Genomic DNA, 21,685 nt, shown 5'->3' on the forward strand with positions numbered 1-21,685 from the left:
CTTATCTGTACTCCAAAAAAGTTAATCTTCCGCATGAAAAACCCGCCCGGACCGCCGCCGGCTACTCCACAAGCATATAGCTTGCCGAGCGGCCGTTGGGATAGATGCCGTCGATCGAGCGGATCTTCTCGGTCATGCGCTCCATGTCCGAGAGCGAGTAAACCGGCGCGTCGTTGATGTGCGTAATCACGAATCCCTGCTTGACACGGGCACGGGAGAGGATTCCGCCCTGCTTGACGCCGACCACCTGCACGCCGCCCCGAATGTCGAGCTCGCGGCAGAGTTTCGTGCCCGCGTCGGCGAATTTGCCGCCCAAAGCCTCGACCACATCGACGTCCTCCTTGGTGATCAGTTCCGTTTTACCTGCCTTATTACGCAAAGTGACGTCGATTTGTTTCACGTCGCCGTCTCTTTTTACCGACAATTTCACCTTGTCGTTGGGACGGTGGCGTGCGATCTGCTCCTGCAGCGTCGCGGCATCGTTGATTTTCAGACCGTCGATCTCCACGATCACGTCGCCCTTGCGGATGCCCGCCTCCGAAGCCGAGCCGCCCTCGGTCACGCCGGCCACATAGACGCCGCCGATCTCCTTGATGCCGAGTTCCTCGCCCTCGCTGTCGATGAAGTCCTGATCCACGGGACGGAACATGATGCCCAGCATGGCGCGCTGCACGACGCCGTACTCCTTCAGATCGACCACTACCTTGCGCACGATCGACTCCGGAATGGCGAACGAATAGCCGATGTAACTGCCTGTCTGCGATTTGATGAGCGTATTGATGCCCACCAGCTCGCCGTGCGTGTTCACCAGCGCGCCGCCCGAGTTGCCGGGATTCACCGCGGCATCGGTCTGGATGAACGACTCGATGCGGAAATCGTTGGGAATGGCCCCCAGATTACGCGCCTTGGCGCTCACGATGCCGGCCGTGATGGTCGATTGCAGGTCGAAGGGCGAACCGATGGCCAGCACCCACTCGCCCAGCCGCAGCGCATCGGACGAACCGAACGGCAGCGTCGGCAGGTCGTCGGCGTCGATCTTCAGCAGCGCCACGTCCGTCGCCGAATCCGTGCCGACGAGCCTGGCGTCGAACGTCCGCCCGTCGTTGAGCTTCACGCGCAGTTTCGAGGCGCCGTCCACCACGTGGTTGTTCGTCACCACATAGCCGTCCTTCGAAATGATGACGCCCGAGCCTCCGGCCCGCTGTTCGCGGTAACGCGGCCGTCCGTCGCCGTAACCGTAGTCCTGCGGAATGCCGAAGAACTCGAGGAACGGGTCGTAGCCGCGGCGCTGCGGCATCTCGACCTGCTGGATGGCCTCGATATTGACCACGGCCTTCACCGCGTTCTCGGCGGCATACGTCAGGTCGGGATACTTGTCGCTTTGGTACGACGTGAAATGCGTGCCCAGCGCCGGGGTACGCTCCACTTCGCGTTCGATATACTTCACCTCGCCGCCGCGCCCGCCGCTCACGGCCCAGGCCGTCACGCCGCCCGCCGCAGCCGCGACGGCGATAGCTCCCAAAAACAAAAATGCCTTTTTCATAATGAATCGAAATGTTTAGGTTCTAATTATCATTCGGAGGCAACTTCATCCATAAGCGAATCGTTTTTCAAGCCGGGTTTGCAGGACAAACGCACCCGCCCGGCCGGTTAGTATGTCCGTCCGGCACAAAAATCGGGGCATCCCCGACGGACGCCCCGATTCCATTGCCTTACAGACCGTTACAGGCCGAACTCTTTTTTGATGGCATCCACCGCGTCGAGTTTCTCCCAGCCGAAGTACTCGATCTCGCGCTCGGTCTCCGCACCGTTCTCCCAGACCTTCTCCACCCGTTTGTAGGGACGGTTTCCGAAGTGTCCGTAGGAGGCCGTGGCCTCGAAGATCGGGTTTTTCAGCCCGAACCGCTTCACGATGGCCGCCGGACGCAGGTCGAAGAGCCGGCCGACGCGGCGCGCGATCTCGCCGTCGGTCATCCCCGCGATGGCCGCCGGGCGCTCCGAACGGTAGGTATCGACATAGACCGAGAGCGGCTCGGCGATGCCGATGGCGTAGGAAAGTTCCACGAGCACCTCGTCGGCGACGCCCGCCGCCACGAGGTTCTTGGCGATATGCCGCGCGGCGTAGGCCGCCGAACGGTCCACCTTCGAGGAATCCTTGCCCGAGAAGGCGCCGCCGCCGTGCGCGCCCCGGCCGCCGTAGGTATCGACGATGATCTTGCGGCCCGTGAGGCCCGTATCGCCGTGAGGGCCGCCGATGACGAACTTGCCCGTGGGATTCACGTGCAGGATGTAGTCGCCCGTCAGCAGCTCGGAGAGCTTGTCGCCGGCCCGCTCCAGACGCGCCTTGACGCGCGGGATGAGGATCGTGCGCACGTCCTCGCGGATCGTCTCCTGCATCCTGCGCTCGGCCTCCTTCTCCGTGAGGCCCCCGCCCGGAAGGATGAACTCGTCGTGCTGCGTCGAGACGACGATCGTATGCACGCGCAGCGGCTTGCGCGTCCGCTCGTCGTATTCGATGGTCACCTGCGACTTCGAGTCGGGCCGCAGGTAACGCATCACCTCGCCCTCGCGGCGGATCGCCGCCAGCTCCTTGAGAATGACATGCGAGAGGATCAGCGTCGCGGGCATCATCTCGCGCGTCTCGTTGCAGGCGTAGCCGAACATGATCCCCTGGTCGCCGGCCCCCTGCTCCTCCTCGGCCTCGCGCACGACGCCCCGGTTGATGTCGGGCGACTGCTCGTGAATGGCAGACACCACGCCGCACGAGTTGCCGTCGAAGCGGTACTCGCCCTTCGTGTAGCCGATGCGGTTGATGACGCGACGCGCCACGCCCTGCACGTCCACGTACGCCTCCGAGCGCACCTCGCCCGCCACGACCACCAGTCCCGTGGTGCAGAGCGTCTCGCACGCCACCTTCGAGTTGGCATCGTGACGCAGGAATTCGTCCAGGATGGCGTCGGAAATCTGATCGGAGACTTTATCGGGATGCCCCTCGGACACCGATTCCGATGTAAACAAAAAGCCCATTGTTATCCGTTTTTTAGGGTTAAACGTATAAAATGGGAAAAATTGGCTGTTGGAATAAAAAACGTGCTGTTTTAGCGATTTTTTATTGTGGTTGCAAGCAGTCCAAATCTTTCCACATTCCCCCGCCCGACAGACGGGAGGACAAAGGTACGCATTTTTTCCGGAACCGCAAAATCCGGCCGCTGTTTTCCGCGAAAACGGGAATCCGGAGGAACGGGTCCTCCCCCGTTTCCGTCGCCGCGCACCGGCATCCGGACCGGCCATGAAACGCCGCCTGCCGACCGCGCCCGGGTTCGCAGAACGAAAAAGCCACCGCTTCCGCGGTGGCTTTCATCATTCATATCGAGGTGCGCCAAAACTACCGCCCCAGCATCTTCTTCACTTCGGCCGCCACGGTCTCGCCGTTGTAACCGAACTTCTCGTCGAGGACCTTGAAGGGGGCCGAATAGCCGAAATGGTTCAGACCGTGGATCGTCCCCGCATCGCCCACGAGGCCCCGCAGGTTCACCTCGAGCCCCGACGTCATGCCGTAACGCGGCAGTCCCGCAGGCAGCACGCTCTCCTGGTAGGATTTGGGCTGGTCGCGGAAAAGCCCCTCGCTCGGAACGCTCACCACACGCACGGGGATTCCCTCCGCCGCGAGCAGCCCGGCGCCCTCGGCGAGCGTCGAGACCTCCGAACCCGACGCGATGAGCACGGCGGCGGGCTTGGCGGCGTCCATCACCACGTATCCGCCCTTGGCTATCTGCGCGGCCTCCTCGCGGCGGCTCGTGGCGAGCGTCTTCAGACTCCGGATATTCTGACGCGACAGCACGAGCGCCACGGGACGCTGCTCCTCGAGCGCGAGCTTCCACGCCATGACGGTCTCGTCGCCGTCGGCCGGACGCAGCACGAGCATCGACCGCTCGCCGCGGTGGTTGCGCACGTGTTCCATCAGCCGGATCTGCGCCTCCTGCTCGACGGGCTGGTGCGTCGGGCCGTCCTCGCCCACGCGGAACGAGTCGTGCGACCAGACGTAGATGACATGCAGGCGCATCAGCGCCGAGAGGCGGACGGCCGGCTTCATGTAGTCCGAGAAGACGAAGAACGTGCCGCACACCGGAATCACGCCGCCGTGCAGCGCCATGCCGTTCATCACGCACGCCATCGTCAGCTCCGAAACGCCGGCCTGGAAAAACTGCCCCGAGAAATCGCCCTTCACGAAGGCCCGGGTCTTCTTGAGGAACCCGTCCGTCTTGTCCGAATTGGACAGGTCGGCCGACGAGACGATCATGTTCCCTACCTTCTCAGCGTAAACGCCCAGCACCGCGGCCGAAGCCGCGCGCGTCGCCACGTCGGGCTTCACCTCGATCGTCTTGTAGTCGATCTCGGGAAGTTCGCCCGAGAAGAACCGGTCCATCCTGCGCGCCAGCTCCTTATGCTCCGCGCGCCACGACTTCTCGACGGCGGCCTGCTGCGCGGCCCATGCCCGCAGCGCCTCGCGCCGCTCGGCGAACACCTCGCGGCTCTCGTCGAAGACGGCGAACGGATGTTCGGGATCGCCCCCCAGATTGCGGATCGTGGCCCCGATGTCCGCCCCGGCGGCCGTGAGCGGCTGGCCGTGCGTCGAGACCTTGTCCTCGAAGCTCTCTCCGGCGGGCCCCCGGGCCCCCTTGCCCATCACCGTCCGGCCGATGATGAGCGTCGGCCGCTCCGTCTCGCTCTCGGCGGCGACCAGCGCCTCGCGGATCGCGTTGATGTTGTTGCCGTCGATCGAGAGCACGTTCCAGCCCCACGCCTCGTACTTCATGGCGACGTTCTCGGTGTCCACCTCGTCCACCTTGGTCGAGAGCTGCACGTTGTTCGCATCGTAGTACATGACGAAATTCGAAAGCCCCAGATGCCCCGCGATGCGGCCCACGCCCTGCGAAATCTCCTCCTCGACGCTGCCGTCCGAAATGTAGGCATAGGTCCGGTGCGCCGTCCACTCGCCGAAGCGCGCCGCAAGGAACCGTTCGGCGATCGCGGCGCCCAGCGCCATGGCGTGCCCCTGTCCCAGCGGGCCCGAGGTGTTCTCCACGCCGCGCAGCACGTCCACCTCGGGGTGGCCGGGCGTCACGCTGCCCCACTGCCGGAGCGACTGCAAGTCCTCGGTCGTATAGTGTCCGGCCAGCGACAGCGTCGCATAGAGCATCGGCGACATGTGCCCCGGATCGAGGAAGAAGCGGTCGCGGTGCGGATAGGCCATGTTGTCGGGATCGTATCGCAGGAATTCGGCGAAGAGGACCGTGATGAAGTCGGCGCCGCCCATCGCGCCGCCCGGGTGTCCCGATTTCGCCTTTTCGACCATCGCGGCCGACAGGATGCGGACGTTGTCGGCGACGCGCGTAAGTTTGGAATTTGTAGAAGACATGAAGTTAGCGTTTTATAAGTTCTGTATATCTTGTCGGTCCGTTCGGCGGAGCGGCGTCGGGGACCGGCCGGGGTCTCTCCGGCCGGACCGTCCCCGGGGCGTCATCCCACCTGCTTGAGCTCCCGCATGTTCGCCTTCTCGACCTTCTTCCGGGCGTAAGGCAGCGAAACGGTGAATTTCCGCGTGTCGGTCGAAGGCAGCTCGAACATGGTGTCCATCATGATCGCCTCGCAGATCGAACGCAGGCCGCGGGCGCCGAGCTTGAACTCGACGGCCTTGTCCACGATGTAGTCGAGCACCTCCTCGTCGAAGGTAAGCTCCACGCCGTCCAGCTCGAAGAGCCGCACGTACTGCTTGACGATGGCGTTCTTCGGCTCCGTGAGGATCGAACGCAGCGCCGCCTTGTCGAGCGGCTGCATGTAGGTCAGCACCGGAAGACGGCCCACCAGCTCGGGAATCAGCCCGAACGACCGGAGGTCCTGCGGCGTGACGTACTGCATCAGGTTGCCGCGGTCGATCGGATCGGCATTGAGCCGTCCGTAGCCCATGGCGCGCGTATTGAGCCGCTGGGCGATGCGTTTCTCGATCCCGTCGAACGCGCCGCCGCAGATGAAGAGGATGTTGCGCGTATCGACCTGGACGAATTTCTGCTCGGGATGCTTGCGGCCGCCCTGGGGCGGGACGTTCACCACCGTGCCTTCGAGAATCTTGAGCAGCGCCTGCTGCACGCCTTCGCCCGAGACGTCGCGCGTGATGGAGGGGTTGTCGCCCTTGCGGGCGATCTTGTCGATCTCGTCGATGAAGACGATGCCGCGCTCGGCCTGCGCCACGTCGTAGTCGGCCACCTGCAACAGCCGCGAGAGGATGCTCTCGACGTCCTCGCCCACATAGCCCGCCTCCGTGAGGACCGTCGCATCGACGATCGTGAAGGGAACCTTCAGCAGCCGGGCGATCGTGCGGGCCATGAGCGTCTTGCCCGTGCCCGTGGGCCCCACCAGGACGATATTCGACTTGTCGAGCTCCACCTCGTTCTCCTTCGGGGCGTACATGAGCCGCTTGTAGTGGTTGTAAACCGCCACGGACATGTAGCGCTTCGCCGCGTCCTGCCCGATGACGTACTGGTCGAGGAACGCCTTGATCTCGGCCGGTTTGAGCAGCTCCTCCATCCTGAGCGGAGCCGCGGCGGCGCGCTGCCGTCCCGGAACGATGTCGTTGTCGAGCATGATCTTGTAGCCGTTCTCGATGCACTTGTTGCAGATCGAGGCGCCGTTCGCTCCCTGGAACATGATCTCCACCTCCGAGCGCCGGGCGCCGCAGAACGAGCAGTTGTCGCCGCCGCGGGAGGCATTGTTGTTGCCGTTTTTATTCTGTGCCATGCAAGGTTACTTTTCGCGTTTGGAGAGCACTTCGTCGATCAGGCCGTACTCCTTGGCCTCCCTGGCCGACAGCCAGTGGTCGCGGTCGGCGTCCTTCTCGATCTTGCGGATCGAGACACCCGAATGCGCCGCGAGGATCTCATACAGCTCGCGTTTGGTCTTCAGGATTTCGCGGGCCGTGATCTCGATGTCCGAGGCCTGCCCCTGCGCCCCGCCCAGCGGCTGATGGATCATCACCCGCGAGTGCGGCAGCGCCGAACGCTTGCCCTTGGCGCCCGCCGCGAGCAACACGGCGCCCATCGAAGCCGCGAGGCCCGTGCAGATGGTCGCCACGTCGGAGCTGACCAACTGCATCGTGTCGTAGATGCCCAGCCCGGCCGAGACGGACCCGCCGGGCGAGTTGATATAGATCTGGATGTCCTTCTCCGGATCGACCGACTCGAGGAACAGCAACTGCGCCTGAATGATATTGGCCGCATCGTCGTAGATCGGGGCGCCGAGGAAGATGATGCGGTCCATCATCAGACGCGAGAAGACGTCCATCGTGGCGACGTTGAGCTGCCGCTCCTCGATGATCGTCGGCGAGACGTATGCGGCGCTCGCCGAGCGGAAATCGTGCAGCCTGAGCGAGCCGATGCCGCAGTGCAGCCGGGCGTATTTTTCAAATTCGGAAGTCATGTCAATTTCGTTTTCAGTCAAAAAAAGGACTTTGCAAACTTCAAGCCTGCAAAGTCCAAAGATAGGTATTTTTTCGCAGAGTTCCGAGCCTTTTTGCGAATGCAGTCATCATTCCGCCGTTTTATCGCTGTTTTTCCGGCCCGGAAAGAGGGCGGAAACCGCCCTGTCGCCGGGTATCCCCCCCCCGAAAGCACGGCTCCGGCAGCCTGTTTCCGGCCGCGGGAGAGACCGGCGGCCCCGTGCTAAAGCGCCTGCGCCAGCTTGGCGAAATCGTCGGCGGAGACGGACTTCTCCGTCACCTTGACCTTCGACTTCACGTCCTCGACGACCTTCGTCTCGTAGAGCTTCTCGTAAATCTTCTGCCCCTGCTCCTTGTCGGCGAGAATCTTCCCTGCGTAGCCGGCGAGCATGTCCTCGGGAGCCGACGGCATGCCGTACTGCGCGAACTGCGCGGCGGCCAGCGCCTTGGCTTCGGCCTCGGCCTCCTCCTTGCTCACTGAGAGGTTGTCGGCCTTGATGAAGTGCTTCTGGAGGTAATTCCACGTGAACATCTTGAGGAACTGGTCGAAATCCTTCTCGATCTCCTCCATCGTGAACTTGCCCTCGTTGATGGTGTAGAGCCAGCGCTTGAGGAACGCCTCGGGCATCTTCAGGTCGGCCTTCTTGACCAGGTAGTTGCGCACCTCGAGCGTAAAGAGGTAGTCGCTCTCGCGGCGCAGCTCCGACTCGATTTGGGCGTCGATGAACTTCTCGAACTCCTCGGCCGTCTTGACGTTGCCCGCGGGGAAAGCCATCTTGAAGAACTCCTCGTTGAGCTCCGGCTCGGCGAACTTGCGGATCTTGGTGATCTCCAGTTCGAACTCGGGGTTGATGCCCTCCAGCTCGTGCTCCTTGACCTGAAGGCAGGCGGCGCGCTGCGAAGGGTTCTTGTAGAGCTCATTGACGTTCACCTTCGTCTTGAAGCCCACCTTCTTGCCGACGAAGGGCTTGCGCTCCTCCTCCGACATGGAGATCAGCCCCACGTAAGCGTCCTCGACCTTCATTTCGCCGTTGTCGAGCGTCACGGTCAGCGCCTCGTCCGAAGAGACCTTCTCGGCGTCCACCAGACGGCCGAAGCGGCGCAGGAAGTTCGAGCGGTAGTCCTCGTGCATCTTCTTGTCCACCTTGATCTTATGGTAGGTCAGCTTGTCCTTGTCCGAAAGCTCCAGCTTGATCTCGGGAGCCTCGCCGATCTCGAACACGAACTCGAACTCGGTTCCGTTCTCGAAATCGAAGTCGCCCTGCTCCTCGGAAGGGATGACGTCGCCCAGGTAGTCGATGTTCTCCTTCTGGAGGTATTCGAAGACGGAGTTCGACGCCTTGCGGTACGACTGCTCGGCCAGCACGCCCTTGCCGTACATTTTCCTGATGAGGCTCATCGGAACCATGCCCGGACGGAAACCCGGGACGTTGGCCTTGCGCTTGTACTCGCGCAGCGCCTTGTCGACCTCCTGCGCATAATCCTGCTCGCCCACCGTAACCTTGATGAGCGAGGTGTTCTGCTCGCGTTGTTCTCTTACGATATTCATATTGAATCGGTTGTTATTTTGTTTCTTACCTCTCGGAATCGGCCTGCAAAGATACAAAATAAAGAATTAACGGCAATGCGAATCCGACAAATATTTTCCTCCGCCTCTCCGCGCCGCGCACCGGGCGGAAGGCCGCTGCGGGGAATCCCCGCCGGGGGCGACGGCGCGCCGCTACTCCGCGAGCCAGCCGCGCAGCGTGGCGACAGCCTCGCGGCGCATCGAGTCGGGCAGCGTGGCGATCCGCGTGCGGTGACTGCCGCCGGGCTGCACGAAGGCCTTCATGTTGCGCTTGCCGGGCGTCGCGGCCCACGCCGCGCCGGGAGCCGTCCACGGATCGTCGCCGCCGTAAATGAAGATCATCCGCGGGTCGTTCCTCTTCAGGTAGCGGGTGATCTTGCGGCCGAGTTTCTTCGAGAACTTCGTACCCCGCAGTTCCTCGGGCAGAAACAGCCGGCGCAGGTAGTCCCGCGTATCGACCGACGTGTACTCGCGGAACGGCTCGGCATCGTAGGGATAGTAGCCCAGCTCGCGGGCCGCCTGCACGAAGAAGGGCGCCTGCGCGTTGCCGGAGGAGAAGTAGTCGGGTCCGGCATTGGCCACGAGGAAATCGAGCACCTCCTCGTCGGAAGCCTCCGCCGAAGGGAGCTTCTCCGGATCGAATCCCCACTGCCACAGGGAGAACCCCAGCTCCAGGGTGCAGTAGTCGAAAATCTCCTCCACGGGGACCCGGAACGCGTAACCCTTCTGCTCGCAGACCGCGCGGAAACCGGGCATCAGGTCGGCCTTGCGGCGGAAAACCTCCCGCTGAAACTCCCGGACAGCGGCGCGGCTCTCCGCCGTGCCGACCTGCGCGAGGAACGGCGCGAAGCGCTTGTCCTCCACGGCATGGCACACCGGGCCCACGTAGGGCACGTAAATATCCACGTCACCGGGGAAATAGGCCGCATAGAGCATCGTCGTCGTGCCGCCCTTGCTGATGCCCGAGGCGATCCACTTGCCGGGGTACAGCTCGCCGAAGAGCGTCCGGATGCGATGCAGGTCGCAGGCCGAATTCTCGGCCGTCAGGTAGCGCCAGTCCAGCGGCTCGGGAGTCGAGCGGTCGAAATAGCGGTGCTCGACGAAGACGATGTTCGTATCGAAAAGCTCCGACAGCTCGTCGCGGTACTTCTCGGGCAGCGCGAAGTTGGCGTCGTAACCCTGCGTGATGAGCACCGTGGGACGGTCCCATCCGACGTGCATCACCACCACGCGCTGCAGGAAGCTCCCCCGCTCGGGATGGCGCCAGTCGAGCGGCTGCGTCAGCATCACCTCGTACTTCCCGGCGAACTCGCCCGCCGGCAGGGCTTTCGTCTCCTCGACGCCTTCGAGCGCGGCGATGCGCTGCCCGACCCGGCCGCCGTCGGCTCCCGACGCCGCGAGGGAGACCGTCGCGAACAGGAGACACAAAAGAGTCAGTCGTTTCCACATAGTATCGTTCGGATCAAAGGTTTGAACGGACAAAGATAGGTAAAATTCACCGCTTCGCAATACAAATATGCAGCTCCGGCGCGGAACTATGCCGCAAAAAACGTATCTTTGCACGATTATTCTCCATCGCATACATGAACAGAACCGCATATCTGCTCGCCGCCGCGCTGCTGCTGGCTTCCTGCGGCGGCTCCGCGGCCCGCACCGGACGCGCCGGGGACGCGACGCGCACGGCCGCGGCGGCCGAACCCGTCCACTACACCTACCGCGTGAAGGCGGTCCATCCCCATTCGACCTCGGCCTACACGCAGGGGCTGTTCTTCGCCGAAGGACTGCTGTGGGAAGGCATGGGGCAGTACGGGCAGTCGGTCGTGCAGCGGACCGACCTGGCGACGGGACACACGGAGGTGCTCTTCCGGCTCCCCCGCTCGGAGTTCGGCGAAGGCATCGCGCTCGTCGGCGGCGAACTGTTCCAGCTCACCTGGCAGTCGAACACGGCCCACGTTTACGACCCGGAGAAACGCACCGGGCTACGCGACCACCGCTACGCCGGCGAGGGGTGGGGGCTGACGACCGACGGCGAGAAACTCTACATGACCGACGGCACGGCGAATCTCTACACGATCGACCCGGCGACGTTCCGCCGCGAAAGGCGCACGACCGTCACGCTCCGGGGCGAACCCGTGGAGCTGCTCAACGAGCTGGAGTGGATCGACGGCCGCATCTGGGCCAACGTTTACACGACCGACCAGATCGTCATCATCGACCCGGCGACGGGCCGCGTGGAGGGGATCGTCGATCTGCGGGGACTGCTGCCCGACGAAGACCGCACGCCCGGAACCGACGTGCTGAACGGCATCGCCTACGACGCTGCCACGGGCCGCATCTTCCTCACGGGCAAGAACTGGAGCAAACTCTTCGAGATCGAGCTCGTCCGCCAATAGGCCGCACGGATGCGGCCGCGGACGGCCGCCGCTGCGGAGAGCCGATGCGCACGGACGCCGCCGGACAGCGAAAAAAACACGGAAACGGAACATGACAAGCAACAAACTATACGACTGCCTCGACGAGCGCATCCTGCTGCTCGACGGCGGATTCGGCACGATGGTGCAGAGCTACGGCCTCGGCGAGGAGGAGTACCGCGGAGAGCGGTTCCGCCGCTGGGAGGTGCAGCTCAAGGGGTGCAACGACCTGCTTGCGCTGACCCGCCCCGACACGGTGCGCGAGATTCACGAAAAATACCTTCGGGCCGGGGCCGACATCATCACGACCGACTCGTTCAACGCCAACGCCGTGTCGCTGGCCGACTACCGCCTGGAGGGACTGGCCTACGAGATTTCGAAGGCCGCGGCCGCCGTGGCCCGCCGGGCGGCGGACGCCTTCACGGAGCGCAACCCGCTCAAGCCGCGGTTCGTGGCCGGCTCGATGGGCCCGACGAACCGCACCGCCTCGATGTCGGCCGACGTGGCGGACCCCGCGGCGCGCGAAGTGACGTTCCGCCGGCTCGCCGAAGCCTACACGGAGCAGGCGCGGGGCCTGCTGGACGGCGGCGCGGACATCCTGCTGATCGAGACCGTCTTCGACACGCTCAACGCCAAGGCGGCCCTCTACGCCATCGACACCCTCTGCGCCGAACGGGGGCAACGGGTTCCCGTCATGGTCTCCGGCACGCTGGCCGACGCCAGCGGCCGCACCCTCTCGGGACAGACCGTCGAAGCCTTCGCCGTCTCCGTGTCGCACGCGCACCTGCTCTCCGTGGGGCTCAACTGCGCCTACGGAGCCAGACAACTGCTCCCCTACCTCGAACGGCTCGCCGCCGTGGCCGGCGTGCGCGTCTCGGCGCACCCCAACGCCGGCCTGCCGAACGTCATGGGCGGCTACGACGAGACCCCCGCGATGTTCGCCGAGGACGTGGGCGAATACATGCGCCGCGGGCTGGTCAATATCGTGGGAGGCTGCTGCGGCACGACGCCGGCGCACATTTTCGAACTGTCGAAGATCGTCGGCGGCTACGCCCCGCGGCCGCTGCCCGCACCGCGGCACGAAACGGTGCTGAGCGGTCTGGAGCCGCTGCGGATCGTCCCCGAGGCGAACTTCATCAACGTCGGCGAACGCACGAACGTCGCCGGATCGGCCCGCTTCGCCCGCCTCGTGCGCGAAGGCAACTACGAGGAGGCGCTCTCGGTGGCCCGCGCGCAGGTCGAGGCCGGGGCGCAGATCGTGGACGTCTGCATGGACGACGGCCTGATCGACGGTCCGCAGGCCATGCGTACGTTCCTCAACCTGATGGCCTCGGAGCCCGAGATCGCCCGCGTGCCGGTGATGATCGACTCGTCGAAGTGGGAGGTGTTGCAGGCCGGGCTGGAGGCGACGCAGGGCAAGGCCGTGGTGAACTCCATCTCGCTCAAGGAGGGCGAGGCGGAATTTCTGCGCCGCGCCCGGGAGATCCGCCGCTACGGCGCCGCCGCGGTGGTGATGCTTTTCGACGAGCGGGGGCAGGCCGACACCTTCGAGCGCAAGACGGAAGTGGCCGAACGGGCCTACGCGCTGCTCACCGGCGACGGATTCCCGCCCGAAGACATCGTATTCGACCCCAACGTGCTGGCCGTGGCCACGGGAATCCCCGAACACGACGGCTATGCCAAAGCCTTCATCGACGCGACGCGCTGGATCAAGGAGCACCTCCCCCACGCGAAGGTCTCGGGCGGGGTGTCGAACCTCTCGTTCGCCTTCCGCGGCAACAACGCCGTGCGCGAGGCGATGCACTCGGCGTTCCTCTACCACGCCATCCGGGCCGGAATGGACATGGGCATCGTCAATCCGCAGATGCTCCGCGTTTACAGCGAGATCGAACCCGAACTGCTCTGCCGCGTCGAGGACGTGATCCTCTGCCGCCGGGCCGACGCCGCGGAGCGGCTCACGGAGTACGCCCACGAGGTGCAGCAGACGGCCCAGGCACAGCCGCAGGCTCCCGACGCATGGCGTGCGGGGACGCTCGAGGAGCGTATCGGGCACGCGATGCTCAAGGGCGTGGCCGACTACGTGGAACAGGACGCACTGGAGGGTTACGAAACGCTGGGAAGCCCGATGGCGGTGATCGACACGCTGCTGATGCCCGCGATGGAGCGGGTCGGAGCCCTCTTCGGCGAGGGGAAAATGTTCCTGCCGCAGGTAGTGAAGACCGCCCGCGTGATGAAGCGCGCCGTGGCGGCGCTGACGCCCTACATCGAACGAGGAGCGGAACAGACGCCGCACAGCGCCGGCAAGGTGCTCATCGCCACGGTCAAGGGCGACGTGCACGACATCGGCAAGAACATCGTCTCGGTGGTGATGGCCTGCAACGGCTACGAAATCCGCGACCTGGGCGTGATGGTCGAATCGGAACGCATCGTGGACGAAGCCGTGGCATGGGGCGCGCAGTGCATCTGCCTGAGCGGACTGATCACCCCGTCGCTCGACGAAATGGCGCACGTCTGCGAGGAGCTGGAGCGCCGCAGGCTGCGCATTCCGGTCATCATCGGCGGCGCGACGACCTCGGACCTCCACACGGCGGTCCGGATCGCCCCGGTCTATTCGGGCGTCGTGGTCCACTCGGCGAACGCCAGCCGCAACAGCCAGATCCTCGCACGGCTGCTCGGTCCCGGCGGCGAGCGGTATGCCGCCGTCGTGAAGGCCGGGCAGGAGACCCTGCGCGGCGAATACCTCCGGCGGGAGGCCGCGCGCGAACTCATTCCGATCGCCGAGGCGCGCAGGAACGCCCGCCGCACCGCGCCGCACCGTCCCGTGCGGCCGCTCCACCCGGGGCGGATGGTCTTCCCCGACTACGACGTGGCCGACGTCGAACCCTACATCGACTGGAACTTCTTCTTCCCCGCCTGGGGCATGAAGGGCCGCTACCCGGAGATTCTGGACCACCCCGAACAGGGGCCCGAGGCGCGCAGGCTCTTCGACGACGCGCAGGCGCTGCTGGCGCGCATCCGCGACGAACGGCTGCTGACGTTGCAGGCCGTCGCGGGCATCTTCCCCGCCCGTGCGGAGGGCGACGACATCCGGGTGACGGACAGCAAGGGGCGCGAACGGACCCTGGCGATGCTCCGCAACCAGACGCGCGGCGAGGAGAACCGCTCGCTGGCGGACTTCATCGCTCCGGAAGGGGACTGGATCGGCTGTTTCGCCGTGACGGCCGGCATCGGGCTGAAAGAGCTCGCGGAGCGGTTCCGCGCGGAGGGCGACGACTATTCGGCGATCATGGCCAAGCTGCTGGCCGACCGCCTGACGGAGGCTTTCGCCGAGGCCGTGCACGCCTTCGTGCGGCGGCAAATGTGGGGCTACGAACAGGGCGACCCGCTCCCTCCCGGGCAGATCGTCCGCGGCGAATACCGGGGCCGCCGCATGGCCTTCGGCTATCCCGCCTCGCCCGACCACTCGCTCAAACGGGAGGTCTTCGACCTGCTCGCGGTGGAGATCACGACGGGGATGCGCCTGACGGAGAACTGGATGATCTCCCCGGGCGAGGCGCTCTGCGGACTGTTCTTCGCCGACGCGGAGTACTTCTCCGTGGGCCGGATCGACGCAGAACAACTCCTGGACTACGCCCGCCGCAGGGGCATGGAGGCCGGGGAAGTGAAAAAAATCATTCCGAACAACATCCGATGAACGTACCAGAGATCATAAACGAAGCCATCGCCGCCGGACGCACCCGGTTCGCCTTCGAGCTGCTGCCGCCGCTCAAGGGGGACGGGATGCAGAAGATTTTCGCGGCCATCGACCCGCTGATGCCCTTCGACCCGGCCTATATCAACATCACCTACCACCGCGAGGGTATCAAGGAGACCGCGCTCCCGGACGGCGGCATCGAATGGCACGTCGTGCGCCGCCGTCCCGGCACGGTGGGTATCTCGGCCGCCATCCAGCACCGTTACGGCGTGGAGGTGGTCCCGCACCTGATCTGCGGGGGCCTCTCGAAATACGACATCGAGGACACGCTCATCGACATGGATTTCCTCGGGCTGCACAACGTGCTGGCGCTGCGCGGCGACCGGTCGCAGAACGAACGGCGGTTCATGCCCCACCCGCAGGGACACGCCCACGCGGCGGACCTCGTGCGGCAGATCGCGGCGATGAACCGCGGGGAGTTCGTGGACGGCGAAGTGGAGGAGTGCCACCACTCGAAATTCTCGATCGGCGTGGCCGGCTACCCCGAAGTGCATTTCGAGGCCCGCGACGTGACGAGCGACATCCGCCACCTCAGGGAGAAGATCGACGCCGGGGCGGAGTACGTCATAACGCAGATGTTCTTCGACAACAGCCGCTACTTCGACTTCGTGCGCCGCTGCCGCGAGGCGGGCATCGCCGTGCCGATCATCCCGGGCCTCAAGCCGATCTCGACGCTGCGTCACCTGGAGGTGCTGCCCGAAACCTTCGCCGTGACGCTGCCCGAGGAGCTGGTCCGCGAAGCGAAGGCGCACCCGGAGCACGTGCGCGAAGTGGGCGTGGAGTGGACCGTCGCCCAAAGCCGCGAACTGATGGCCGCAGGCGTCCCCGTGCTCCACTACTATACGATGAGCCGCACGACCAACATCCAGCAGATCGTGAAGGCCCTCTTCTGAGAGGGTCCGGCCGCAAAAGAGACGACAGACCAAACCGATACGAAATGACACCCGTCGAATTCCGCCGCCGGCTGCACGCGCATCCCGAACTCTCGTTCCGGGAGGACGGCACGGCGGCATTCATCGCAGAACAGCTCGCAGAGCTGGGCATCGAACACCGCACGATAGCCCGGACGGGCATTCTGGCACGCATCCCGGGACGCAGGACGACGCCGGGCGACCGGCGGGCCGTGGTGCTGCGCGCCGACATCGACGCCCTGCCGATCGCCGAGCGGACCGGATTGGCGTACAGCTCCCGGAACGCAGGAGTGATGCACGCCTGCGGACACGACGTGCACGCGGCGGTGCTCTTCGGCGTCCTGCAACGCCTGGCCGCCGATCCCGACTTCAGCGGCACGCTCCTCGGGCTGTTCCAGCCCGGCGAGGAGTGCAACCCCGGGGGCGCCTCGCTGGTGCTGGCCGAGGACCCGTTCGGGGAGTACGACATCCGGGCGGTGATCGGCGAGCACGTGGAGCCGCAGCTCGAAGTCGGCACGCTGGGATTCCGCGCCGGGAAGTACATGGCCGCGAGCGACGAGCTGCGCCTCCGGGTCCGCGGCACGGGCGGCCACGGCGCGCTGCGCAGCCAGCTCAGGGACCCCGTGGCGGCGGGCGCCGAGCTGCTGACGCGCCTCGTCGCGCTCAACGGCGAGGAGTGCGTGCTTTCGGTGGGCCGCGTGCAGGCCGACGGGGCGACGAACGTCGTGCCCGACGAACTGTACATGGAGGGCACGCTGCGCACCTTCGACGAACGCGAGCGCGAAATCATCCACCGCCGCATCGCCAACATCGCCGCGGACATCGACAAACGCCACGGCGTGCGCACCGACGTCGGGATCGGCCGCGGCTATCCGTGCGTGGTGAACGACGAAATCCTCGTCAAACGGGCCGTGGCGCTGGCCCAAGAGACGGGGCTGAAGGTCGAGATGCTCCCGCTGCGCACCACGGCCGAGGATTTCGGGTTCTACTGCCGCGTCTATCCGTCGCTGTTCTACCGGCTGGGGGTGGGCGCCGCCGCAGGACGCCCTCACACGCCCTCATTTTCCCCCGACGAGGGGGCCATCGACGCGGGCATCGGCTTCATGGGCCGCCTGGCGTTGCAAATACTCAACAGACAATGAAAAAGCAAAACACCCGCCGCACTCAGCGAAGCGCGGCGAAGACGGACCGGACGTCCGTGATACTGAATCTTTTCCGCGAGGCTCCCAACAACAAGTTCTCGCTCAAGCACCTGGCCTCGGCCTCGGGAGGCGCCTCGAAGGAGGGCCGCCGCGAGACGCTCGAAATCCTCGGGCGGCTCTTCGAGGAGGGGATCGTCGAGGAGTGCGCACGGGAGAAGTACCGCCTCACGCAGAAGCACCTGCCCCACTACGAGGGCGTGGCCGACATGACCTCCTCGGGCGCGGTGTACGTGCGGGTCGAAGGGCTCGAAAACGATATTTTCGTCAATCAGCGCAACGCCTCCAACGCCCTCGACGGCGACCGCGTGGAGGTGGCCGTGATGCACCGCGGCCGCGACGGGAAACTCGAAGGCCAGGTCACGCGCATCGTCGAACGCAACCGCAAGCCCTACGTGGGTGTGGCGGAGGTGGGCGCGCACCAGATCTTCGTGCGCGCCGACTCGCGCCGGATGCCCATGGACATCTACCTGTCGAAACGCACGTGCCCCGACATCCGCGACGGCGAGAAGGTCGTGGTGCGCATCGCCGACTGGCAGCCGGGCAGCAAAAGCCCCGTGGGCGAGCTGGTCGAGCGGCTGGGCATGGCCGGCAACAACGATACGGAGATGCACGCCATTCTGGCCGAATACGAACTCCCCTACCGCTTCGAAGAGGAGGTCGAGCGGGCTGCCGGGGCCATCGACGCCCGGATCACGGCCGGGGAGATCGCCTCGCGGCGCGACTTCCGCGACACGGTGACCTTCACCGTGGACCCGGCCGACGCCAAGGACTTCGACGACGCGCTGTCGGTGCGCAGGGTGCGCGACGGCGTGTGGGAGATCGGCGTGCACATCGCCGACGTCACGCACTACGTCCGCCCGCACTCGACGATCGACGACGAAGCCGTAGAGCGCGGCACGTCGGTCTATCTGGTGGACCGCACCGTGCCGATGCTGCCCGAGCGGCTCTCGAACGAACTCTGCTCGCTGCGCCCCAACGAGACGAGTCTCTGTTTCTCGGCGGTCTTCACGCTCGACGAGAACCTCGAGATTCTCGACGAATGGTTCGGCCGCACGGTGATCCACTCCGACCGCCGCTTCACCTACGCCGAGGCGCAGGAGGTGATCGAGACGGGCCGCGGCGACTACGCCGAGGAGATTCTGACGCTCAACCGGCTGGCCCAGGGACTGCGCCGCCAGCGGTTCCGCAACGGCGCGATCTCGTTCGACCGCGAGGAGGTGAAATTCCGGCTCGACGAGAACGGCAGGCCGCTGGGCATCTACTTCAAGGAGCAGAAGGAATCGAACCAGATGATCGAGGAGTTCATGCTGCTGGCCAACCGCCGCGTGGCGGAGTTCTGCAGCCACCGCCGCAGCGAAAAGGGCCGCGCCGTGCCGCGCACGATGGTCTATCGCGTGCACGACACCCCGAGCGAGGAGAAGCTCGACCGGTTCCGGCAGTTCATCCTCCGCTTCGGCCACGTCTTCAAAGCCTCGAAAGGCCGCGCCGTCGCCAGGGAGATGAACAAGCTCTTCGCGCAGATCAAGGGTTCGACCGAGGAGAACGCCGTTTCGACGATGGCCGTGCGCGCCATGGCCAAAGCCTACTACTCGACCGACAACATCGGCCACTACGGACTGGCGTTTCCCTGCTACACGCACTTCACGTCGCCCATCCGCCGCTATCCCGACATGATGGTGCACCGCCTGCTGGCGCACTACCTCGCCGGGGGCAAATCGGCGGACAAGGCCGAAATCGACGCCCTGTGCGAACGGGCGTCGGACCGCGAGGTGATCGCCGCGGAGGCCGAACGCGCCTCGATCAAATACAAGATGGTCGAATTCATGAAGGAGCACATCGGCGAGGAGTTCGAGGGCCACATCTCGGGCCTCACGGAGTGGGGCGTCTATGTGGAGCTGGACGAGACGCACATCGAGGGCATGTCGTTCCTGCGGGACATCGAAGGCGACTACTTCTCCTTCGAGGAGACGACCTACGAGATCGTCGGCCGCGCCACGGGCCGCCGCCTCACGCTGGGCGACGCCGTGCGCATCCGCGTCAAGCGCGCCGACTTGCAGAAGCGGCAGCTCGACTTCGAGCTGCTGCTGCCCGGAGCCCCGGCCCGGCACAAGGGCGGAGACCCCGATTTCCACGGGTCGCGCGGCAGCCACACCGCCGGCGGGAACGGGGCCGGGTCACGCGGCCGGAACGGCAGCGGATCGCACCGCTCGTCGCGCCGGAAAGGGAGGTAGGCCTTCGGCCGGAAAGGCTTGAGGGAACGCCCCGAAGAACGCAGCGCATTCCGGAACCGCACGGCGTATGCCGGACAAATATCCGGATGTCCCGAAAACGGCGATCGCCCCTGCCACAATCGTGTGGCAGGGGCGATCGGTTTCCGGAGGACCCGGCCGCCCGGAGACCCGGCGGGCCTACTCGATCACGGCGGCCCAGCCGCCATTGCGCACCATCTTCACGGGAATCCGCGTCGAGGCATCGACGATGCGGACGCGGCGCCTGTAATCCATGGCCTGGAGATCGGCATTCACGCCGTCCTCGAACGAGGTCATGCGGAACTTGCGGCCCGCGGGCAGGAAATCCAGCGCGATCTCCGTCTCGAAAGGTTCGTTGTTCGTGAATCCGCCGACGTACCACTTCACCCCCTTGCGGCGCGCCACGACGAGCTGTTTGCCGCACACGGCATGCAGGACGCGCAGTTCGTCCCACGTCGTAGGAACCGAGGCGATGAACTCCGCCGAAGGCCGCTCGCGTTCATAGGCCATGGGGCTGTCGGCGAGCATCTGCAACGGAGCCTCGAAGAGCACGTACAGCGCCAACTGGTAGGCCCGGGTTCCCGATCCCATCGGATTGGAGTTGGTCGAACGGTTCTCCTCGGGCTGCGCGGAGAGCATCGCGCCGGGCGTGAAGTCCATCGGCCCCACGGCGTTGCGGATGAACGGCAGCAGGTTGCTGTTCTCGGGCTGGCAGCGCGCCCCCTGCTCCATGCCGAGCACACCCTCGTAATTGACGAGGTTGGGGTAGGTCCGGAAAAGCCCCTTCGGAGTGTAGGAGCCGTGCCAGTCCACCAGCAGGCGGTGTTCCGCGGCGCAGCGCGTCACGCGCTCGTAATAGGAGACCATCCACTGATCGCTGCGGTCCATGAAGTCGATCTTCACGCCCGCAATGCCCCACTCCTCGAGCTGCCCGAAGAGGCGCTCCATGTCGCGCTCGACGGCCAGCCACGTGAGCCAGAGTATGATCCGGACGCCGCGCTGCCCGCCGTAGGCGACCAGCTCCTCGAGGTCGAGGTTCGGATTGGGGCGGAACACGTCGGTCGTAGATGCCGACCACCCCTCGTCCATGATGATATAGGGAATGCCGTACTCGGCGGCGAAGTCGATGTAACGGCGGTAGGACTCCGTATTGCGTCCGGCGCGGAAATCGACGCCCGTAAGACGCATGCCGTTCCACCAGTCCCAGCTCACCAAACCGGGCTGCACCCAGCTCCAGTCCCGCTCGGCGGCCGGTTCGGCCAGCAGCCACACCAGCTCCTGCCGGACGAGATCGGCATCTTCGCGCGCCACGGCGGCCACCCGCCACGGGAACGTGCGTGCACCCTCCGTCCGGGCGATATAGGTCTCCTCCGAAAGGATTTCGAGGCTCCGGTCGTTTTTGGGCCCGTACTCCTTCGGCACGCGCGGGAAGGTCGCCGTGAAGCCTCCCCTGCCGTCGCCGCGGAGGAACATGCAGGGATAGTCGCGCAGATCGGACTCCGCGAGCAGCACCTTGCGGCCCGAAGGCTCGGCCGTCAGCACCGGAAGGTAGGTCATACGGCCGTCGGGACCGAAGGCGGAGAGTTGCCGGAGGGTGTAAGGCTCCTCGTACATCGAGTTGAACCCGCCGACCTCCGAAAGCCACGCCTCGCTGCCCTCGGGCAGCGTGAAGCGCACGCGCTCCTCCATGACGTCGATGCCGCCCGGGAGCGAGGTCACGAAACGGTAGGCCGCGCCCTCGTCGAAGAGGCGGAACTCCAGCGCGTAGCCGCCCGCGAAGTCGAGCCGCACGGCATTGTAGCGATTGCGCACCCCGGCGTTTTTCGTGGGGTTGATCCGTTGCAGCAGCTCGTCGGCCGACGAGCGCGACACACGGCGCAGGCGGGGCCGTTCGCCCAGCGTGCGGTCCGCGAGCCGGAGCGCGAGGCCCTCGCCGCCCAGCACCGCGTCGTCGCCGTCGCGCAGCGTGTAGTCGATCCGGTCGGTCACCTCGACCGTAAGGCGAAGCCGGCCGTCGGGCGACGCGACTTCGATGGGTTTCGCCTGCGCCGCACCGCCCAGAAGCAATGCGCAGCAGACTGACAACAGTTTCTTCATAT

13 protein-coding genes are annotated in these 21,685 nt (G+C 65.4%); 5 read left to right on the top strand and 8 right to left on the bottom strand.

Annotation, left to right across the window (positions count from 1 at the left end; translation table 11 throughout):
• Nucleotides 1–61: 61 nt before the first annotated feature.
• From FME97_RS03545 to FME97_RS03575, 7 genes are all read right to left on the bottom strand, one after another.
• Nucleotides 62–1,543, bottom strand: a complete 1,482-nt coding sequence (locus tag FME97_RS03545; RefSeq protein WP_141427904.1) for a Do family serine endopeptidase — start codon at nt 1,541–1,543, stop codon at nt 62–64.
• Nucleotides 1,544–1,722: 179 nt separating this feature from the next.
• Entirely contained in the window at nt 1,723–3,027 is a 1,305-nt protein-coding gene (gene metK, locus FME97_RS03550; RefSeq protein ID WP_141427905.1) for a methionine adenosyltransferase, read from the bottom strand.
• 358 nt (nt 3,028–3,385) lie between these two features.
• Complete coding sequence (locus FME97_RS03555) at nt 3,386–5,419, bottom strand: transketolase family protein (RefSeq protein WP_141427906.1); 2,034 nt, start codon at nt 5,417–5,419, stop codon at nt 3,386–3,388.
• Nucleotides 5,420–5,520: 101 nt separating this feature from the next.
• Nucleotides 5,521–6,795 (bottom strand): ATP-dependent Clp protease ATP-binding subunit ClpX, encoded by a 1,275-nt coding sequence (clpX, locus tag FME97_RS03560; RefSeq protein WP_141427907.1) that lies wholly within the window; start codon nt 6,793–6,795, stop codon nt 5,521–5,523.
• A 6-nt stretch (nt 6,796–6,801) separates the two neighbouring features.
• Nucleotides 6,802–7,473: an ATP-dependent Clp endopeptidase proteolytic subunit ClpP gene (clpP, locus tag FME97_RS03565; protein ID WP_141427908.1), complete on the bottom strand. Its 672-nt coding sequence runs from the start codon at nt 7,471–7,473 to the stop codon at nt 6,802–6,804.
• Between the two features lie 242 nt (nt 7,474–7,715).
• Nucleotides 7,716–9,041: a trigger factor gene (locus FME97_RS03570; RefSeq protein WP_141427909.1), complete on the bottom strand. Its 1,326-nt coding sequence runs from the start codon at nt 9,039–9,041 to the stop codon at nt 7,716–7,718.
• Nucleotides 9,042–9,212: 171 nt separating this feature from the next.
• Nucleotides 9,213–10,508, bottom strand: coding sequence for an alpha/beta hydrolase family protein (locus FME97_RS03575; protein ID WP_141427910.1), 1,296 nt, complete (start codon nt 10,506–10,508; stop codon nt 9,213–9,215).
• A 134-nt stretch (nt 10,509–10,642) separates the two neighbouring features.
• Between FME97_RS03575 and FME97_RS03580 the strand changes: the two genes are divergently transcribed.
• The 5 genes from FME97_RS03580 to rnr all read left to right on the top strand — a co-directional run bounded on the left by FME97_RS03580 (nt 10,643) and on the right by rnr (nt 19,568).
• Nucleotides 10,643–11,452, top strand: a complete 810-nt coding sequence (locus FME97_RS03580) for a glutaminyl-peptide cyclotransferase (protein ID WP_141427911.1) — start codon at nt 10,643–10,645, stop codon at nt 11,450–11,452.
• A 91-nt stretch (nt 11,453–11,543) separates the two neighbouring features.
• The gene (gene metH / locus FME97_RS03585; RefSeq protein WP_141427912.1) at nt 11,544–15,164 is read left to right on the top strand and encodes a methionine synthase; all 3,621 of its coding nucleotides are present in this window, start codon (nt 11,544–11,546) and stop codon (nt 15,162–15,164) included.
• Nucleotides 15,161–16,117: a methylenetetrahydrofolate reductase gene (locus FME97_RS03590; RefSeq protein WP_141427913.1), complete on the top strand. Its 957-nt coding sequence runs from the start codon at nt 15,161–15,163 to the stop codon at nt 16,115–16,117. The genes metH and FME97_RS03590 overlap by 4 nt, the downstream gene beginning before the upstream one ends.
• 44 nt (nt 16,118–16,161) lie before the next feature.
• Nucleotides 16,162–17,277, top strand: coding sequence for a M20 family metallopeptidase (locus FME97_RS03595; RefSeq protein ID WP_141427914.1), 1,116 nt, complete (start codon nt 16,162–16,164; stop codon nt 17,275–17,277).
• Nucleotides 17,274–19,568 (top strand): ribonuclease R, encoded by a 2,295-nt coding sequence (gene rnr / locus FME97_RS03600; protein ID WP_141427915.1) that lies wholly within the window; start codon nt 17,274–17,276, stop codon nt 19,566–19,568. The genes FME97_RS03595 and rnr overlap by 4 nt, the downstream gene beginning before the upstream one ends.
• Nucleotides 19,569–19,745: 177 nt before the next feature.
• On the opposite strand, the gene FME97_RS03605 is transcribed toward rnr, so the two are convergent.
• The gene (locus FME97_RS03605) at nt 19,746–21,683 is read right to left on the bottom strand and encodes a glycoside hydrolase family 97 protein (protein WP_141427916.1); all 1,938 of its coding nucleotides are present in this window, start codon (nt 21,681–21,683) and stop codon (nt 19,746–19,748) included.
• Nucleotides 21,684–21,685 lie beyond the last annotated feature (2 nt).

Origin of the sequence: Alistipes dispar (genome assembly GCF_006542685.1) — a bacterium.
GTDB lineage: Bacteria > Bacteroidota > Bacteroidia > Bacteroidales > Rikenellaceae > Alistipes > Alistipes dispar.

Bases quoted from the DNA above. Each gene is read 5' to 3' on its own strand.
- FME97_RS03545 (WP_141427904.1), bottom strand. From the start codon at position 1,543: ATGAAAAAGGCATTTTTGTTTTTGGGAGCTATCGCCGTCGCGGCTGCG.
- metK (WP_141427905.1), bottom strand. From the start codon at position 3,027: ATGGGCTTTTTGTTTACATCGGAATCGGTGTCCGAGGGGCATCCCGAT.
- FME97_RS03555 (WP_141427906.1), bottom strand. From the start codon at position 5,419: ATGTCTTCTACAAATTCCAAACTTACGCGCGTCGCCGACAACGTCCGC.
- clpX (WP_141427907.1), bottom strand. From the start codon at position 6,795: ATGGCACAGAATAAAAACGGCAACAACAATGCCTCCCGCGGCGGCGAC.
- clpP (WP_141427908.1), bottom strand. From the start codon at position 7,473: ATGACTTCCGAATTTGAAAAATACGCCCGGCTGCACTGCGGCATCGGC.
- FME97_RS03570 (WP_141427909.1), bottom strand. From the start codon at position 9,041: ATGAATATCGTAAGAGAACAACGCGAGCAGAACACCTCGCTCATCAAG.
- FME97_RS03575 (WP_141427910.1), bottom strand. From the start codon at position 10,508: ATGTGGAAACGACTGACTCTTTTGTGTCTCCTGTTCGCGACGGTCTCC.
- FME97_RS03580 (WP_141427911.1), top strand. From the start codon at position 10,643: ATGAACAGAACCGCATATCTGCTCGCCGCCGCGCTGCTGCTGGCTTCC.
- metH (WP_141427912.1), top strand. From the start codon at position 11,544: ATGACAAGCAACAAACTATACGACTGCCTCGACGAGCGCATCCTGCTG.
- FME97_RS03590 (WP_141427913.1), top strand. From the start codon at position 15,161: ATGAACGTACCAGAGATCATAAACGAAGCCATCGCCGCCGGACGCACC.
- FME97_RS03595 (WP_141427914.1), top strand. From the start codon at position 16,162: ATGACACCCGTCGAATTCCGCCGCCGGCTGCACGCGCATCCCGAACTC.
- rnr (WP_141427915.1), top strand. From the start codon at position 17,274: ATGAAAAAGCAAAACACCCGCCGCACTCAGCGAAGCGCGGCGAAGACG.
- FME97_RS03605 (WP_141427916.1), bottom strand. From the start codon at position 21,683: ATGAAGAAACTGTTGTCAGTCTGCTGCGCATTGCTTCTGGGCGGTGCG.